The organism is Streptomyces sp. NPDC008137, assembly GCF_042957035.1.
Taxonomy (GTDB): domain Bacteria; phylum Actinomycetota; class Actinomycetes; order Streptomycetales; family Streptomycetaceae; genus Streptomyces.
This window is the reverse complement of record NZ_JBIBHN010000002.1, coordinates 291,580-305,321: the sequence shown is the minus strand read 5'-3', so window position 1 is coordinate 305,321 and position 13,742 is coordinate 291,580. Positions and strand designations below refer to the sequence as shown.

The following is a 13,742-nucleotide window of genomic DNA, read 5'->3' as shown; positions in this document are numbered from 1 at the left end:
CGGGTCCGTTGTGGCTGGTCGCGCAGTTCCCCGCGCCCCCAAGCAAGAGGTGCGTCCGAAGCTCTGCGTACGTGGCCCTGCACCTGACGCGGGGCCACCACGGTCGGGCGGCTCCACCCGCACGGGAGCCGCCCGGCCCTCGCACGTCCCCCTCACGGAAGGACCCCCACCGTGCGAAGAACCCGTATCCTCACCGCCGTACTCGCGCTGGCGGCCGGGCTGCTGTCGGGCGCCCCCTCCGCCCTGGCGGCCGATCCGCCCACGACGAAGCTCGCCGCCGATACCTACACCTGGAAGAACGCCCGGATCGACGGGGGCGGATTCGTCCCCGGGATCGTCTTCAACCGCTCCGAGAAGAACCTCGCCTACGCCCGGACCGACATCGGTGGCGCGTACCGCTGGCAGGAGACGTCGAAGAGCTGGACGCCGTTGCTGGACTCGGTCGGGTGGGACGACTGGGGGCACACGGGTGTCGTCAGCATCGCGTCCGACTCCGTCGATCCGGACCGGGTGTACGCGGCGGTCGGGACGTACACCAACGACTGGGACCCGAAGAACGGCGCGGTCATGCGGTCCGCCGACCGGGGCGCGAGCTGGCAGAAGGCGAATCTGCCGTTCAAGCTGGGCGGCAACATGCCGGGGCGGGGCATGGGCGAGCGGCTGGCGGTCGACCCGAACCGGAACAGCGTGCTGTATCTGGGCGCGCCCAGCGGCAAGGGGCTGTGGCGGTCGACCGACTCGGGCGTGACGTGGTCGCAGGTGGCGAACTTCCCGAACGTCGGGAACTACGTGCAGGACCCGAGCGACCCGTCGGGCTACGCGTCCGACAACCAGGGCGTCGTCTGGGTCACCTTCGACGAGTCGACGGGTGCCTCGGGCAGCGCCACGAGGACGCTCTACGTCGGGGTCGCCGACGCGGAGAACGCGGTGTACCGCTCGACGGACGCGGGCGCGACCTGGCAGCGGCTGGCCGGACAGCCGACGGGCCAGCTGGCCCACAAGGGCGTCCTGGACGCGAAGAACGGCTATCTCTATGTCGCCTACAGCGACAAGGGCGGCCCGTACGACGGCGGCAAGGGCCGGCTGTGGCGGTACGCGACCGGGACGGGGACCTGGACGAACATCAGCCCGGTGGCGGAGGCCGACACGTTCTACGGCTTCAGCGGGCTGACGGTGGACCGGCAGAAGCCCGGCACGGTCATGGCCACGGCGTACAGCGCCTGGTGGCCGGACACGCAGATCTTCCGTTCCACGGACAGCGGGGCGACCTGGACCAAGGCGTGGGACTACACGTCGTACCCGACTCGTGAGAACCGATACACCATGGACGTCTCGTCGTCGCCGTGGCTGACATGGGGCGCGAACCCGACCCCTCCGGAACAGACCCCGAAGCTGGGCTGGATGACGGAGTCGATGGAGATCGACCCGTTCGACTCCGCCCGCATGATGTACGGGACGGGAGCGACGATCTACGGCACCGAGAACCTCACGAACTGGGACAGCGGCGGGAAGTTCACCGTCAAGCCGATGGTGCGGGGCCTGGAGGAGACGGCGGTCAACGACCTCGCCTCTCCCCCGTCCGGGGCTCCGCTGCTCAGCGCGCTCGGCGATGTCGGCGGCTTCCGCCACACGGACCTGACGAAGGTCCCGTCGATGATGTTCACACAGCCGAACTTCACGACGACCACGAGCCTGGACTTCGCCGAGTCGAACCCGAACACGGTCGTCCGGGTCGGCAACCTCGACTCGGGGCCGCACATCGCGTTCTCGACGGACAACGGCGCCAACTGGTTCGCGGGCACCGACCCTTCGGGAGTCAGCGGCGGCGGCACGGTCGCGGCGGCGGCCGACGGCAGCCGGTTCGTGTGGAGCCCACAGGGCGCCGGTGTGCACTACGCGACGGGCTTCGGCACGTCCTGGCAGGCCTCCGGCGGGATCCCCTCCGGGGCGGTCGTCGAGTCGGACCGGGTCGACCCCAAGACCTTCTACGGCTTCAAGTCCGGGAAGTTCTACGTCAGTACGGACGGCGGGGCGACCTTCAAGGAGTCCCCCGCGACCGGCCTGCCGGGCGGTGACAGCGTCCGCTTCAAGGCCCTGCCGGGCGGGAAGGGCGATGTGTGGCTGGCGGGCGGCGCGAGCGACGGGGCGTACGGCCTGTGGCACTCCACGGACGGCGGTGCGAGCTTCACGAAGCTCTCGAACGTCCAGCAGGCCGACACGATCGGTTTCGGCAAGGCGGCCCCCGGCGCCTCCTACCAGACCCTCTACACGAGCGCGAAGATCGGCGGCGTACGCGGCGTCTTCCGCTCCACGGACAAGGGCGCGAGCTGGACACGCGTCAACGACGACGCCCACCAGTGGGGCTGGACCGGCGCCGCCATCACCGGCGACCCGAGGATCTACGGCCGTGTCTACGTCTCGACGAACGGCCGTGGCGTCATCTACGGCGACAGCTCCGACGGCGGCTCCACGGACCCGGGGCCGGGCCCCGACCCGACACCGACGGGCGCCTGCAAGGTGACGTACAAGGTCACCAACCAGTGGTCAGGCGGCTTCCAGGCGGACGTCCAGCTCACCAACACGGGTACGAGTGCCTGGAGCGGCTGGTCACTGGGCTGGTCGTTCGCGGACGGGCAGAAGGTGTCCCAGGCCTGGAACGCCGAGGTCTCGCAAGCGGGTTCGGCCGTGTCGGCGAAGAACGTCGGCTGGAACGCGAACGTGGCGGCCGGTGCGTCCGTGGGCTTCGGGTTCACGGGCAGTTCATCGGGGACGGCCAACTCGAGACCGGCGTCGTTCAAGCTGGGTGACCAGACCTGTACGGTCGCCTGAGCTGGCGATCGAGGGCGCGTGCCGTAACGGCACGCGCCCTCTTGCTATGGCGTGTAGACCGTCGGACGAGGAGCGGTCGCCATCCCGTTCCCGAGGAAGAAGCTCGGGTGCGGGGGCTGGTTGTACGCCGTGTTCTGCCAGGCCAGGGCCGTGCGGTCAGGGTGAAGCGTCCACCGAACCCGGCTGCACCACCCTGACCTGCTGCCTTTCATTGCCCTTGAGTTCCCGTGAGTGCCTTTGAGTTGAAGTCCTACCGCTCCCCAGGCACTCCCCAACGGGCCATCCTCCCCAGATCCTCCCCAGAATCCGCTCCCCGAAGGTGCCTGGAGCTGGGTAAATGCCCTACACGTCGCACTCGCCGACGTGGCCCGGCTGGTACTCGCTCCCCGAGCGTCGGGCGGCCTCACGCCTTATGTCTTCCATTCCGATGAGGCAGTCCCCGCAGGCGCGTACCTCGTGCTGACCGGCGCCGAGGGGGCGCAGCGTCTTGAGGCAGACGGTGGGGACGGTTCCTTGTTCGGGGTGCCGGAAGCAGACACCGTCGTCCCATTGGTAGAGGTCGAGGATCTGCTGGCGCTCCATCGCGTCTCCTAGGTCGGGCTGGTGCGGGGGTGCGTGGGGGGCGCATGGCCCTGGTTCCCGTCGAGGCCGACGGAACACCCAGCTCACAGGACGTTCACTCACTCAGGTGAACACATGTTCTATTCGTGCACACTACAGCGAACCCTGCGGCATATGCCAGATCGCAGGGCTCGTAAGGAAGGGGTTGCCTGAACGCGACAGTTTAGGCACTGACACATGATCGACTTGCCTCAACGGTTTGTCGAGTGCCAGCCCGCCGCAACCCCCGCCCCGACTGGGTCCGCTCTGAGCAGCTCGCCCTCGGCGACCGCATCGCCGCCCGCCGGCGCGACCTCGGCCTCTCACAAGACCAGCTCGCCGACCGGATGGGAGTCGAGCGGCGCACCGTCCAGCGATACGAGCGGGCCGTCACCGACCCGCGGTACGCGGACCTCCTGCTCCTCGCCCGGGCGCTCGAGGTGGAGCCGGCCGAGCTGCTTCCTCCCGGCGGCGAGCTACTCGACGGCTCGTAGCTTCCGCCGTACCTCGCCGTCCAGTTCCCGCCAGGCCTGCCACAGTTGTGTCGACTCCGCGCACCGGCCGTCCCGGCCGCGACAGGTATCACAGTGCCGCTCGTGGCGGACGTAGTCGCCCCAGGCCTCTTGCACGGGGCTGAGGCGGGATGCGGCAGCTATGGGCGGCCCGCTTCCCGCCGCGGGGGAATGCTCTCTACCCTCGTCCACGTCGACGCACCGCCTTGTGCTCGTCGGCCATGCCCCCGGGCCGTGACCGCGGCCGCGGGGGTCCTGCATTTGCAGGGTACCGCTGCGGGATAGGCGGTATAGGTCGTATGGGTCGTCTGATCTCGCGTGTCCGGGTAGGCCCGCCTAGCGTCCCGATCATGAAGTGGGAGCCGGAGATTCCGAGGTGGCGGCAGGTGTACGCCGTGATGTCCGAGCGCATCCTCGACGGCACCTACCCACCCGAGACCCGGCTGCCCTCGGCGATGGGGATCTGCGACGAGTTCGGGATCAGCCAGGTGACCGCCAAGCGCGTGTTGACGGAGCTACGGAAAGCCGGCCTGGCAGAGATGCAGCCCGGGATCGGCACGTTCGTCACGGAACTGCCGCAGCCGCCGAAGTCGTAGCCCGCTGTCAGACCCCGCAGCTACCCTGATCGGCATGCCCACTCCTCCCCCGCCGTCGCGGTCTGCGGCCGAGCTGAACGCGGCTATCCGCGCGCTGTGGTCGCATCCTGCGGTGCCGCTGACGGCGGAGCAGCGGGAGGAGTACGGCCGGCTGTGTGCGGAGCTGCGGCGGGTGGAGCGCGGGGACGTCGTCGAGGCTGCGTGAAGGCCTGGTGACCGCCCGCCGTAGGATCCGCTCGTGAGCGACATCGAGTTCCCCGACACCCTGATAGCCCTGGAGCGCGCCGCCTGGGAGGAGCTGCAGGCCGGGCGGCTCACCGTCGCCACCGCCAACGCCGTCCAGGACGCCATCACGCAGCACGCCGAGGCGGCCGGGATGTCGCGGGTCGAGGTGGAGATGGCGCTCAAGAAGGCCGTGCGGCACGCGGAGGGTTAGCGGCCCTGCTGGCGCCGCATACGGCGGGCGTCGGCCGTCAGCCCCAGCGCTTCCGCCTCGTCCGGGTCGTCGATCCTGCGGCCGGGGCTGAGCATCACCCACTGCTCGTCCAGGCGCGGACGGTAGGCGAGCATCTCCCCGCCCGTGGCGGGGCGCGGGAGCAGACGGCGAAGCAGGCGCCGGATCATGGCCTCTCCTTAGCAGCAAGCCCCGCCTCGGTGCATCACGCCGCGGCGGGGCCAGAGCAAACCCGGCTTGTTCGTCGGGATGATGCGATCAGCCTACGCGCCGCCACTGACAACGCTGGGCCGCCGCGTCGACAGCACGTAGGCGCCGACGCGCCCCTGCGGCGTGCGGGCGTCGGGCAGCAGGTGTGGCGGCAGTTCGTTCCGGTGGCGGCGCATGATCTGCCGCAGGGCACGCTCGGGGACCGGGTAGGGGCGGTGGGCCATGGCGGACAGCATGCCAGGAGATCACGCCTCGTCCGGCCAGGTCGTCAACGTCGCGCCAGTCGCCTCGTCGACGAGGGTGACCTGGGCACCGGGCAGGATGCCGTGCTCGCCGATCCAGCGCGTGAACTTGCCGCGGGCCACGGGCTCACTCCCCCACCAGCCGTGCATCACCGGGCGGCCATCGGAGGTGAGGGCGAGGTGGTAGCGGCCGGGGCTCTGGTTGCTGCTCACACCGGCCACCCTAGACTCGAACACATGAACGACATGCCGCCCGAGGAGCGCCTCGCGAAGCTGACCGCGCTGGAGGAGTGGCTGGACTACCAGCTGCGCACCACCCGGGCGAAGATCCGCACGCTTGAGGCGGAGCTGGAGCGAGGACGGCGGCAGGCCCAGCGGGCGCGCGACGAAGCCCGGTGGAAGCTGGAGCCGGCGCGCGACCGCCGGACCGTGCTGCACCGGGGCGGCTGCGGCATCTGGAAGGGCGACCACGGATTCCTCAGCCGCGACGAGGCCCTCCTGGCGCTGGAGGACGAGAGCCTCCACGTGGAGATGTGCGGGGTGTGCAATCCGGAGCCCGGCCTGCGGCAGACGTGAAAGCGCCCGCCAAGACGGGGGATGCTCGGCGGGCGCTGCGGCCAGTGTGGCACGGGGCCCGGTCAGCGGCGGCGCCATCCGGGCTTGCCGCCCATGGGGACACTGCCCGTCGTCCAGGTGCGGGATCCTTTGCTCAACTCGCGTCGCTCTGCCGCGAACTCCTCATACATCTCCAGCGCATGCTGCTTGATCTCGTCGAAACTCTCGGACTCGCCCGTCCATGTCTTACCCGTGCCCATCTGGCTCCAGATCTCGGCCGTCCAGTATGGAGGGCTGTCCGCTGGGGCATCGGACCAGTCGTCGGGCGGGTTGACGATCTCACCGATCCGCTCGTCGGTGACGTCGTCGTACAAGTCGAAGCAGTTCGGGTCGCCGGTGGTGCGGATCTCCAGAGTCACGAGGCCTTCTCCGTGATCGCGTCGCTGGCTGCGTTGCTCCTGTCGTACTCCTGGAGCGCCTGCGAGATGGCACCGACGCTGGGGTTCTTGCCCTTGCTCTTGCCTTCGGTGATCCGAAGGTGCGGTTGGATCTGCCGGATCGTGAAGCCCTGGGCACGCAAGGCGACAGCCTGAATCACGAGAGGCTCGGTCATCACCGGTCGGCGGCCGAACTGTTTGCCGGACTTTCTGGCGGCTTCAAGCCCGTTCTTCGTCTTGCGACTGATGTCCTTGCGGCGCTCCTCGGCGAGCAGCATGGCGAGCTTGAGCATCATGTCGGCCTGTGGGTCATGCTTGGGGTGGTCCTCCGGGTAGTGGTCGCCGGCGCCGATGCCTTTGAGGACGCGAAGGGGGTATCCCTGCTCGCCAAGGTGCCCCATGAGGAGGAGTCCGTCGAGGAGGTTGCGGCCAAGGCGGTCCACCTCTTGCACGCACAGCATGTCCCCGGGGCGCATGAAGTCCAACGCCTTCACGAGCTCGGGTCGCTTCTCGTGGCTGATCTTGCCGCTGATCTTCTCTTCGAAGATGCGGATGCAGCCAGCGGCTTCGAGGTCCAGGCGCTGGCGCAGTGTGTTCTGTTCATCGGTGCTAACGCGGCCGTACCCAATGAGATCCAATACCCCTCCAGGTTCAGGAAGTAGACAGTGCACGATTCCTGAACAGCATTCCAGATGAACGGGCAAATGAACAGACGGACCGTCATGTCGACGCGTCCGCACGGGAGATCGTTCAGGATCAGTAGCCGACCGATTGATGAACAGCCACCCACGGCCCGGACACGACGAAGCGCCCCGCTCCCCTGCCGAAGCAGGAGGGCGGGGCGTTGTCGTCACGCGGGTTCGTCGTCCGGCGGCCAGTCCGGTGCCAGGAACGGGTTGGTGGCCGGCGCGGGGATCGGCTGGGGTTCGGCCTCCCCCAGCTGCACGAGCGACCGCATGTCGGCGGCCGTGTCGTCCCGGCGCGGCCGGAGCGGGATCGGATCAGGCATAGGTCACACTCCAGTTCGGTTGCGGCTTTCCCGCTGAACTTTCAGCAGCAGCCGGGTCCGCTGCACCACCAGCACGACGACCGCAGCCACCGCGACCGTGCGGATGCTGCGCAGCACGATCAGCGCACAGTCGCTGCCCTGCAGCACGGTGACCAGCACCGTGTACAGCAACAGCAGGCCGATGGCCGCCACGAACGCCATCTGGTTACGGCCCACCGAGCTACGCCACCACGGTGCCCGCAGGTGATACAGGGTCACGAAGACCGCGCAGGCGATGAAGCCGAGCGCCGACATGACCGTGTTCATCCAGGCGTCGACCCCCAGGTCTGTCATCGTGCTTCTCCTCTGCGGGCCCCGAAGGCGGCCTCCACCTTCTCCGCCCAGTGGTTCTCGATGCGGGCCTGCCGGATGGGGGCGACGGCGTCCCGGACGGCGGACCAGCGTTCCTCGGTTTCCTGCCGGGCGTCGCGCGCGCGTTCCAGGGCGGCCTCGGAAGGGGTCTGCTCGCTGGTGTCATCGCCGTGTACGAGGCGCCGGATCCATCCGAGCATCGGCTGTCACCTCCTCCTCGTCCGCCTGCCCCGGGCGGGGCAGTGCGGTGAGGATGTGCCCGCCGAGTTTCGCCAGTTCGAGTAGTTCTTCGACCTGCTCGTGCTCGACCTTGCGGGCCGCCTCGCTCTCGAGGAACGCCTGCCGCCAGTTGTCCCGGTCGGCGATGGCGTCCTCGTGGGTGCGTCTGGGGATGAGGCGCCCGGTGAGGACGAGCAGGACAACGACGACGAGGAGCGTGACAGCTCCGGCGTCGCCCGGGTTGACGCCGAAGACCTCGCTCACTGCGCCCTCCCCTGTAGTGGTAACGGTCTCACCTGGTCAGACGCGCGGCGGCTCGGCGGTGGCGGGAGCGGAGGGATTCGCCGGCGAGACCTGCACGCGGGCCAGCAGGGTGAGCAGGGCCAGCACGAAGGTGTTGATGGCGCCGACGGTGCCCTGGCTGACCTCGTAGCCGAACGCGGCCACGGCGGTGGCGCCAGCGGCGACGATCGCGGTGAACGCCTGCGGGGCGATCGGCCGGGTCATCGCGGCGGCGATACCGCCGAGGATCGCGGAGACCAGCGCGACGACGACGCCGGCCTGCTCTGCGGTCAGGCTCGTCACGCCGAGGGAGACGACGAGGCCGAGCACCGCCGACAGGGTGTTCAGTACGACGACCGGCTCTCTGCCGAACAGCTTCATGGTCAGGACTCCTGGTTCTCGGTGGTGACGTCGACGCTGACCTTGACCACGGCGTCGGCGATGGCCTTCTCCACAGCGGCGACGACCTGGGCGGTGTCGACGTCGGAGCCGACGAGCTGCGCCAGCTTGGCGATGGCGGCGGACTGGGCCGTGAGGCGGGCGTCCATGGCGCGGACCCGGTTGCCGATGTCCTTGATGTAGGACTGCGGCTGCCAGTTGACGTTGGTCTTGCGGTCCGGTGCGGTGTCCGGGGCGGCGACCTGGTCGGTCTTCCAGACGGCGTCGTAGATGTCCTGCTTGGTCATGCCCGCCATGGGGTCCTCCTGTACTGCGGTGGGTCGGGGTGCGCCGGCCTTGACCCAGACGTAGATGGGGTCGCCGGGACAGCTGGTGGCGTAGCCGTCACGGTGGCCGCCGAGCCACGTGCCGGCCGGGCCTTCCTTGCGGCAGTAGTCGATGGCGTCGCGCGCCCCGTCGAGCTGGGTCTCGGTCGGCTTGGTGAGGCCGGAGGAGCCGACCATGAGCAGCACGGCGTAGTCCTGGTCGTTGAGGGTGGTGTTGCCGTTCGCCGAGTTGCGGCGTCGCAGGCCGCGGCCCTCGTAGACGGAGCCGTGGGTGCAGACGACGAACGAGTAGCCGATGTCGGACCAGCCGTTGCCGTCCATGTGCTGGGCCTGGATCTGGCGGACGTAGTCGTCGCACTTGTCGTGCGGGCGGTCCGTGTAGGCGGTGCCGAGGTAGTGGAGCTTCACGCCGCGGCGCCGGGTGCCGCTGTACAGGGTGGCGCCGTTGGGCAGGCGGTAGGCGCGGGCACCCCACTGAGATCTGGAGACGAGCGTCATGCCGTCCCCCTTTCTGTGCGGGTCAGAAGGTGGTGCGGAGGAAGGTGATGTGGAGCCTGAGGTTGGTGCCGCTGCCGATGTCGTTGCTGGCGGTGCGGAGGGTGACGATGCCGTCGACACCGATCACGTAGCCGCCGTGCGCGGCTCCGTTGTCCCAGCAGCCGTTGATCGTGCTGTGCGTGGGGCGCCAGCTCGTGGGGACGGTCGCGCATACGGTGTCGGTGATGTTGCCGCCCGAGGCATCGATGGTGCCGCCGGTGCGGGTCAGGTACAGGTCGATGGACGTGACCCGGCCCTGCCTGTACCCGAAGAAGTCGTTGACGGTGAATCCGGCCGCCGCGCTGAGCCCAGTGGTGCCGCTGACCAGGTCCGGCTCGGGTGTGATCCATGCGGAGCCGTTCCAGATCTCGAAGCTGTTGGAGTCCTCCAGCCAGGTCGTCATCCCCTCGATGGGGCTGTCGAGGGTGGCGCCGCGTTCGGAGGCGGAGGAGAACCGCATCACGGTTCGGGGGATGATGCCGTCGGCGAGTGCCTGGGCGGCGCCGGGGATGGACGGTGGGTCCGTCATCTGCCAGATCTGAACGTCCTGGCCGTACTGGTCGGGCGCGGTCACGGGGCCCCCTCTCAGGTCGTTGCGAGCTTGCCGAGGACGAGCCAGTTGCCGTTGCCGAAGTCGGCGAGGCAGACCAGGTCGCCGTCGGCGGGGGTGGTGTAGGAGGCGAGGCGGCGCACGCTCATGTCGCCGTCGACTTCGACGAGGCCGCCGGTGAGTACGTCGGTGACGGTGGCGAGCATGAGCCGGGCCCCGCGGACTGACGGCGCGTTCTCGCCGGTGCGGCGCGCGGACCGCTTCAGGGCGGCGCCGAGATCCCGGTTGATGGAGTGCCCGGATTTCACGCGTCCTCCTTAGCGCTGATGGTCGAGATCGGGAAGTCGCCGCCGAGGTCGAGCGGCACGGAGAAGCTGGCGACCTGGTGGAGTTCGCGGGAGCCGTCCTCGTGCATGACGCGCAGGATGTCGCCGGGTTCGAGAGCCGGGTTCGGCAGCGAGGAGATGTCACCGGACGCGTTCGGCGCCCGGGCCGCCGCCAGCTTGAGCCGGGCCGCGTTCTGGCAGGCGGCGAGCGTGGTGAGTGTGCTGGACGAGTGGAAGCCGGGCCGGCGGCCGTAGGGCCCGCCCCAGTACGTGGGCGAGTTGGGGTCACTGTCGGTGGCCAGGTAGGAGACAGGCGCAACGCTGTCCGAGGTGCTCTCGCCGCGGGCGAGCCATCCGTTGTGGACTCCCTGGCTGGACATGGCCCGGTTGCCGGAGATGTAGACGCCGCCCTCGGTCGCCTCGACAGCCCACACGGGGTCGACGGTGGCGAGGTCCGGAAGCACGCGGATGACGAACACGCCGTCCGCGTTGGCGTAGACCTCGGCGCCCGCGGCGGCGGCGATCTCCTGGCAGCCGGCCCACGGGTCGCCCTCGACGTCGAAGTCGCGTGGGCCGATCACGATGTCGTCGATCTCGCTGACGACGTCGGCGTCGAGGATGCTGCGGCGGATCAGGCTCGTGACGGCGGTTACGACCGTCCCGGACGCCCTGTAGCGGGTGGTGAACTTGTCGTCCTGGACGACCGTCTCAAGGCCTTTTCCCTGGAGCGTCACCGGCCCTTCGGAGACGTCGCCGTCCGCATCGTCCAGACGGAACAGGCCGAGCGGCACCAGCTCCTGGCTGCCGTCGCCGTATTCGACGCCACGGGAGACCCGGAGTCGCGCCCCGTAGGTGGCGAGTTGGTCGGTGGGTGTGCGCGGGATCAGAGACGGGTCGGGGCAGGTGACCGTGCAGGTTCGGCGGATCGCCTGGCTGCGGTCCACGGTCACCGACCCGCCAGTGTGGGGCAGGTCGATGACCTCGCCGGTCGTCAGCCACAGCTCCACCTTGGTGACCGGGGTGTGCGACTCGGCGAGCCGGGCCAGGAAGCGTTTCGACACCGGGTACACGGCATCACCCCCGGCGGTCGAGCAGCAGATCCTCGGAAGTGCCGTACACGTCGAGCAAGTCCTGGCAGGTCGCGAACTCGGTGACCACGTCCTGACAGGTGCGGCCACCCGACCCGTTGACGCCAGTCGTGACCGGCATGTCCTGCTCGGTCAGCGGTAGCGTCCAAGCCCGCCACGACTCCTGAGCCAGCGGACTGACCCGGCTCTCGTCGATTTGGGCGACGGCCACGTACATGTCGGCCACGCCCATGCCTGCCGCCGCCTGCCACAGCAGCGTGTTGCCGGAGTCGAGCAGCAGATGCAGGGCCGTCCGCTCCTCTCCGCTGCGCGTCCAGATGACGAGGTCGCCCTCGAGTCCGCCGCGCACCCCCGACAGGACGACCGGGTTGCGGCGCCCGCGCACCCGCTGCACGGACTGCTCGATGGGCCGCTGCCAGTCGGGGGCCTTGTTCACCATCACCCGCAGGTTGCGCTGCGGGTTGCCGGGATCCTTCAGCCAGGCCTCGTTGATGTCGGCCAGCTCGAGAGTGACCGCCCCCGAGCTGCGGGTGGATGCGGTGGTGCCGTCCGCGTTGCGGATCACGATGCTGTAGGCGACCGCGAGGCCGAAGGGAGCTTCGTGGTCTTCGACGATGAGCAGGTCCGAGGTGATGGGCTGCATGTCGATCAGCCCGCTCGTGCCGCGCACCAGCTTGCGGGAACCGTCCGCGGCCGTGCGGTACACCGACAGGTAGTAGTCGACGGGCAGTTCGCGCAGGGTGAGCGTGATGTACCCGTCGTCGGAGTGCGCCTGAACCGCGGTCTGCGGCAGTACCTCCCACAGGGCGACGAGGTCGACATGCAGGACGCTGGCCGCTGCGGTCGCGGTGACGACCAGCTCGATCGCCGCCTGGGTCGCCCCGGCAGGCGCCTCCGCATCGGACGGCATGGCGTACCAGCTGCTGCCCGGCACAACGTAGTTGACGCCCGTGCTGGCGCCGAGGTCGTTGTCGTCCTCGTCGTACCAGCGGAGCCGCACGCCCACCGTCGACCACGTGCCGGCGTCCGGGAACGCGAGGATCTGGGCCCGCCAGTTCGTGTCCTCGGTGATCGGGAACTTGGCGGAGCGGATCGTCGAGACGCTGGCGGTGCTGGAGGTGATGGCCAGGGAGTAGGCGCCCTCGAAGAAGCTGCTGCCCCACGGGCTGGTGCGGGCGATCGTGGCCACACCGTTGGCCACCGTCCACCCGGCAACACCCTGCTCGAAACTCCCGTCCGCATAGGGCACGACCGTTCCGGCCTGCAACTCAGGCGCAGCGGTGATGACGATGGTCTCCAGTCGCAGCACCTGCCCGGCCGACGCGCCGTCGAGGCCCGCGGCGAGCGAGCACGTCGCCGCGTTGGCGGGCGCTACGGCGGAGACCCGCTGCCGGTACATGCCCGTCGCCGGGGTCGGCGGAGCGAGCGTGCTGCGGGTGGCCTGGATCTGGTTGTCGTTGACGTCGTAGTACCTGAGCTCGATCCACGCGGTGGACGCGACGGTGGGCGGCTGCATGTAGGCATAGGCCAGGTACTCCTGGCCCGGGGTGACCGCCGGCCGGTCCACGGACAGGATGCTGGCGTTGCCCGCAGCGACCGCGGTCATCGCCAGCGTCTGCCCGCCAGCGACGTAGTTGGTGACTGCCCAGCCCATCACCGGCACCTGGCGGGAGATGCTGGCGTTGACGACCGGCGCCCATCCGGATGCGTCGACCTCGCTGGACTCCGTGTTGAAGGGCAGCAGGTTGCCGAGGGTCCGGACGGGCGCCCCGAGGTAGATGTTCTCCCAGAAGTGGGAGACGGCCCCCGCCGCTTCCGTGCTGGACAGCAGAACCTGCGCCTGCGTTGCCCCCGCTGGAGCCGGGCCCGCCACGGACACGCGGTGCCAGGTCGCCGCCGCGGTCATCGTCGTGAGCGACCAGGTGATGGACAGCTCCGTCGCCCCGGCCATCCATCGGATGCCGATCCGCTCCGCGCTCGCGCCCGCGGCGTCCGCGAACGCGTAGTAGGTCGTCCCCGCGGTGACCGGATAGGAGGAGACAGTGCGGGCCTGCATCTCCCCCGCAGCGACCGAGCGCACCAGCAGGCAGCCCAGCCCGCCCGTCCGCCCGCCCGTGCCCATCAAGATCGTGCAGTTGAGCTTGCTCGTCCACCCCGACGTGTTCGGGTCGATGGTCTCCGTCGTCGAGCTGAGGAGGTTCCCGGGGATCGCCAAGAGGT

At 69.5% G+C, this 13,742-nt stretch carries 22 protein-coding genes and 1 pseudogene; 6 read left to right on the top strand and 17 right to left on the bottom strand.

Annotated features, from left to right (window positions below; all coding sequences use genetic code 11):
* The first annotated feature begins 171 nt into the window (after window positions 1–171).
* Complete coding sequence (locus tag ACFZBT_RS04950) at window positions 172–2,829, top strand: cellulose binding domain-containing protein (RefSeq protein ID WP_391098377.1); 2,658 nt, start codon at window positions 172–174, stop codon at window positions 2,827–2,829.
* A 44-nt stretch (window positions 2,830–2,873) separates the two neighbouring features.
* Here the strand turns inward: ACFZBT_RS04950 and ACFZBT_RS04945 are convergent.
* Window positions 2,874–2,987: pseudogene (locus tag ACFZBT_RS04945) on the bottom strand (hypothetical protein); the annotation flags it as partial.
* Between the two features lie 184 nt (window positions 2,988–3,171).
* Window positions 3,172–3,411, bottom strand: coding sequence for a hypothetical protein (locus tag ACFZBT_RS04940; protein ID WP_391098375.1), 240 nt, complete (start codon window positions 3,409–3,411; stop codon window positions 3,172–3,174).
* A gap of 245 nt (window positions 3,412–3,656) precedes the next feature.
* Here ACFZBT_RS04940 and ACFZBT_RS04935 point away from each other — a divergent pair, with 245 nt between their 5' ends.
* From ACFZBT_RS04935 to ACFZBT_RS04920, 4 genes are all read left to right on the top strand, one after another.
* A complete protein-coding gene (locus ACFZBT_RS04935) occupies window positions 3,657–3,923 on the top strand; it encodes a helix-turn-helix domain-containing protein (RefSeq protein WP_391098373.1) in 267 nt (88 codons plus the stop codon).
* A gap of 368 nt (window positions 3,924–4,291) precedes the next feature.
* Complete coding sequence (locus tag ACFZBT_RS04930) at window positions 4,292–4,537, top strand: GntR family transcriptional regulator (protein ID WP_391098370.1); 246 nt, start codon at window positions 4,292–4,294, stop codon at window positions 4,535–4,537.
* Window positions 4,538–4,571: 34 nt separating this feature from the next.
* The gene (locus ACFZBT_RS04925; protein WP_391098367.1) at window positions 4,572–4,742 is read left to right on the top strand and encodes a hypothetical protein; all 171 of its coding nucleotides are present in this window, start codon (window positions 4,572–4,574) and stop codon (window positions 4,740–4,742) included.
* 33 nt (window positions 4,743–4,775) lie between these two features.
* Window positions 4,776–4,973, top strand: a complete 198-nt coding sequence (locus tag ACFZBT_RS04920; RefSeq protein ID WP_391098364.1) for a hypothetical protein — start codon at window positions 4,776–4,778, stop codon at window positions 4,971–4,973.
* On the opposite strand, the gene ACFZBT_RS04915 is transcribed toward ACFZBT_RS04920, so the two are convergent.
* The 3 genes from ACFZBT_RS04915 to ACFZBT_RS04905 form a co-directional block, all read right to left on the bottom strand.
* Window positions 4,970–5,161 (bottom strand): hypothetical protein, encoded by a 192-nt coding sequence (locus tag ACFZBT_RS04915; RefSeq protein ID WP_391098362.1) that lies wholly within the window; start codon window positions 5,159–5,161, stop codon window positions 4,970–4,972. The two genes, ACFZBT_RS04920 and ACFZBT_RS04915, sit on opposite strands and share 4 nt — an antisense overlap.
* A gap of 93 nt (window positions 5,162–5,254) precedes the next feature.
* The gene (locus ACFZBT_RS04910; RefSeq protein ID WP_391098359.1) at window positions 5,255–5,425 is read right to left on the bottom strand and encodes a hypothetical protein; all 171 of its coding nucleotides are present in this window, start codon (window positions 5,423–5,425) and stop codon (window positions 5,255–5,257) included.
* Between the two features lie 21 nt (window positions 5,426–5,446).
* Complete coding sequence (locus tag ACFZBT_RS04905; RefSeq protein ID WP_391098357.1) at window positions 5,447–5,656, bottom strand: hypothetical protein; 210 nt, start codon at window positions 5,654–5,656, stop codon at window positions 5,447–5,449.
* A gap of 24 nt (window positions 5,657–5,680) precedes the next feature.
* Between ACFZBT_RS04905 and ACFZBT_RS04900 the strand changes: the two genes are divergently transcribed.
* Complete coding sequence (locus tag ACFZBT_RS04900) at window positions 5,681–6,019, top strand: DUF6233 domain-containing protein (protein ID WP_391098354.1); 339 nt, start codon at window positions 5,681–5,683, stop codon at window positions 6,017–6,019.
* A 62-nt stretch (window positions 6,020–6,081) separates the two neighbouring features.
* Here the strand turns inward: ACFZBT_RS04900 and ACFZBT_RS04895 are convergent, their stop codons facing one another.
* The 12 genes from ACFZBT_RS04895 to ACFZBT_RS04840 form a co-directional block, all read right to left on the bottom strand.
* Window positions 6,082–6,417, bottom strand: coding sequence for a hypothetical protein (locus ACFZBT_RS04895; protein ID WP_391098352.1), 336 nt, complete (start codon window positions 6,415–6,417; stop codon window positions 6,082–6,084).
* A complete protein-coding gene (locus ACFZBT_RS04890) occupies window positions 6,414–7,073 on the bottom strand; it encodes a recombinase family protein (RefSeq protein WP_391098350.1) in 660 nt (219 codons plus the stop codon). Before ACFZBT_RS04890 ends, ACFZBT_RS04895 begins: the two co-directional genes overlap by 4 nt.
* Before the next feature lie 212 nt (window positions 7,074–7,285).
* A complete protein-coding gene (locus ACFZBT_RS04885; protein WP_391098347.1) occupies window positions 7,286–7,444 on the bottom strand; it encodes a hypothetical protein in 159 nt (52 codons plus the stop codon).
* 3 nt (window positions 7,445–7,447) lie between these two features.
* Window positions 7,448–7,777: a hypothetical protein gene (locus ACFZBT_RS04880; protein ID WP_391098344.1), complete on the bottom strand. Its 330-nt coding sequence runs from the start codon at window positions 7,775–7,777 to the stop codon at window positions 7,448–7,450.
* Window positions 7,774–7,995, bottom strand: coding sequence for a hypothetical protein (locus ACFZBT_RS04875; RefSeq protein ID WP_391098342.1), 222 nt, complete (start codon window positions 7,993–7,995; stop codon window positions 7,774–7,776). Before ACFZBT_RS04875 ends, ACFZBT_RS04880 begins: the two co-directional genes overlap by 4 nt.
* Window positions 7,958–8,278, bottom strand: coding sequence for a hypothetical protein (locus tag ACFZBT_RS04870; RefSeq protein WP_366628121.1), 321 nt, complete (start codon window positions 8,276–8,278; stop codon window positions 7,958–7,960). Before ACFZBT_RS04870 ends, ACFZBT_RS04875 begins: the two co-directional genes overlap by 38 nt.
* Window positions 8,279–8,314: 36 nt before the next feature.
* On the bottom strand, window positions 8,315–8,677 hold the full coding sequence (locus ACFZBT_RS04865) for a hypothetical protein (protein ID WP_391098339.1): 363 nt from the start codon (window positions 8,675–8,677) through the stop codon (window positions 8,315–8,317).
* A gap of 2 nt (window positions 8,678–8,679) precedes the next feature.
* A complete protein-coding gene (locus ACFZBT_RS04860; RefSeq protein ID WP_391098337.1) occupies window positions 8,680–9,519 on the bottom strand; it encodes an N-acetylmuramoyl-L-alanine amidase in 840 nt (279 codons plus the stop codon).
* Between the two features lie 22 nt (window positions 9,520–9,541).
* Window positions 9,542–10,132 carry a hypothetical protein gene (locus tag ACFZBT_RS04855; RefSeq protein WP_391098334.1) on the bottom strand — a complete coding sequence of 197 codons (591 nt, stop codon included), beginning with the start codon at window positions 10,130–10,132 and terminating at the stop codon, window positions 9,542–9,544.
* 11 nt (window positions 10,133–10,143) lie between these two features.
* Entirely contained in the window at window positions 10,144–10,416 is a 273-nt protein-coding gene (locus ACFZBT_RS04850) for a hypothetical protein (protein WP_391098331.1), read from the bottom strand.
* Entirely contained in the window at window positions 10,413–11,495 is a 1,083-nt protein-coding gene (locus tag ACFZBT_RS04845; protein WP_391098328.1) for a DUF5047 domain-containing protein, read from the bottom strand. Before ACFZBT_RS04845 ends, ACFZBT_RS04850 begins: the two co-directional genes overlap by 4 nt.
* Before the next feature lie 13 nt (window positions 11,496–11,508).
* Window positions 11,509–13,737 carry a hypothetical protein gene (locus tag ACFZBT_RS04840; RefSeq protein ID WP_391098326.1) on the bottom strand — a complete coding sequence of 743 codons (2,229 nt, stop codon included), beginning with the start codon at window positions 13,735–13,737 and terminating at the stop codon, window positions 11,509–11,511.
* Between the last annotated feature and the right edge of the window lie 5 nt (window positions 13,738–13,742).

What these genes read in the sequence shown, in the direction of transcription:
- ACFZBT_RS04880 (WP_391098344.1), bottom strand. Translation starts at nt 7,777, where the DNA reads ATGACAGACCTGGGGGTCGACGCCTGGATGAACACGGTCATGTCGGCG.
- ACFZBT_RS04900 (WP_391098354.1), top strand. Translation starts at nt 5,681, where the DNA reads ATGAACGACATGCCGCCCGAGGAGCGCCTCGCGAAGCTGACCGCGCTG.
- ACFZBT_RS04875 (WP_391098342.1), bottom strand. Translation starts at nt 7,995, where the DNA reads ATGCTCGGATGGATCCGGCGCCTCGTACACGGCGATGACACCAGCGAG.
- ACFZBT_RS04860 (WP_391098337.1), bottom strand. Translation starts at nt 9,519, where the DNA reads ATGACGCTCGTCTCCAGATCTCAGTGGGGTGCCCGCGCCTACCGCCTG.
- ACFZBT_RS04915 (WP_391098362.1), bottom strand. Translation starts at nt 5,161, where the DNA reads ATGATCCGGCGCCTGCTTCGCCGTCTGCTCCCGCGCCCCGCCACGGGC.
- ACFZBT_RS04930 (WP_391098370.1), top strand. Translation starts at nt 4,292, where the DNA reads ATGAAGTGGGAGCCGGAGATTCCGAGGTGGCGGCAGGTGTACGCCGTG.
- ACFZBT_RS04940 (WP_391098375.1), bottom strand. Translation starts at nt 3,411, where the DNA reads ATGGAGCGCCAGCAGATCCTCGACCTCTACCAATGGGACGACGGTGTC.
- ACFZBT_RS04885 (WP_391098347.1), bottom strand. Translation starts at nt 7,444, where the DNA reads ATGCCTGATCCGATCCCGCTCCGGCCGCGCCGGGACGACACGGCCGCC.
- ACFZBT_RS04925 (WP_391098367.1), top strand. Translation starts at nt 4,572, where the DNA reads ATGCCCACTCCTCCCCCGCCGTCGCGGTCTGCGGCCGAGCTGAACGCG.
- ACFZBT_RS04910 (WP_391098359.1), bottom strand. Translation starts at nt 5,425, where the DNA reads ATGGCCCACCGCCCCTACCCGGTCCCCGAGCGTGCCCTGCGGCAGATC.
- ACFZBT_RS04865 (WP_391098339.1), bottom strand. Translation starts at nt 8,677, where the DNA reads ATGAAGCTGTTCGGCAGAGAGCCGGTCGTCGTACTGAACACCCTGTCG.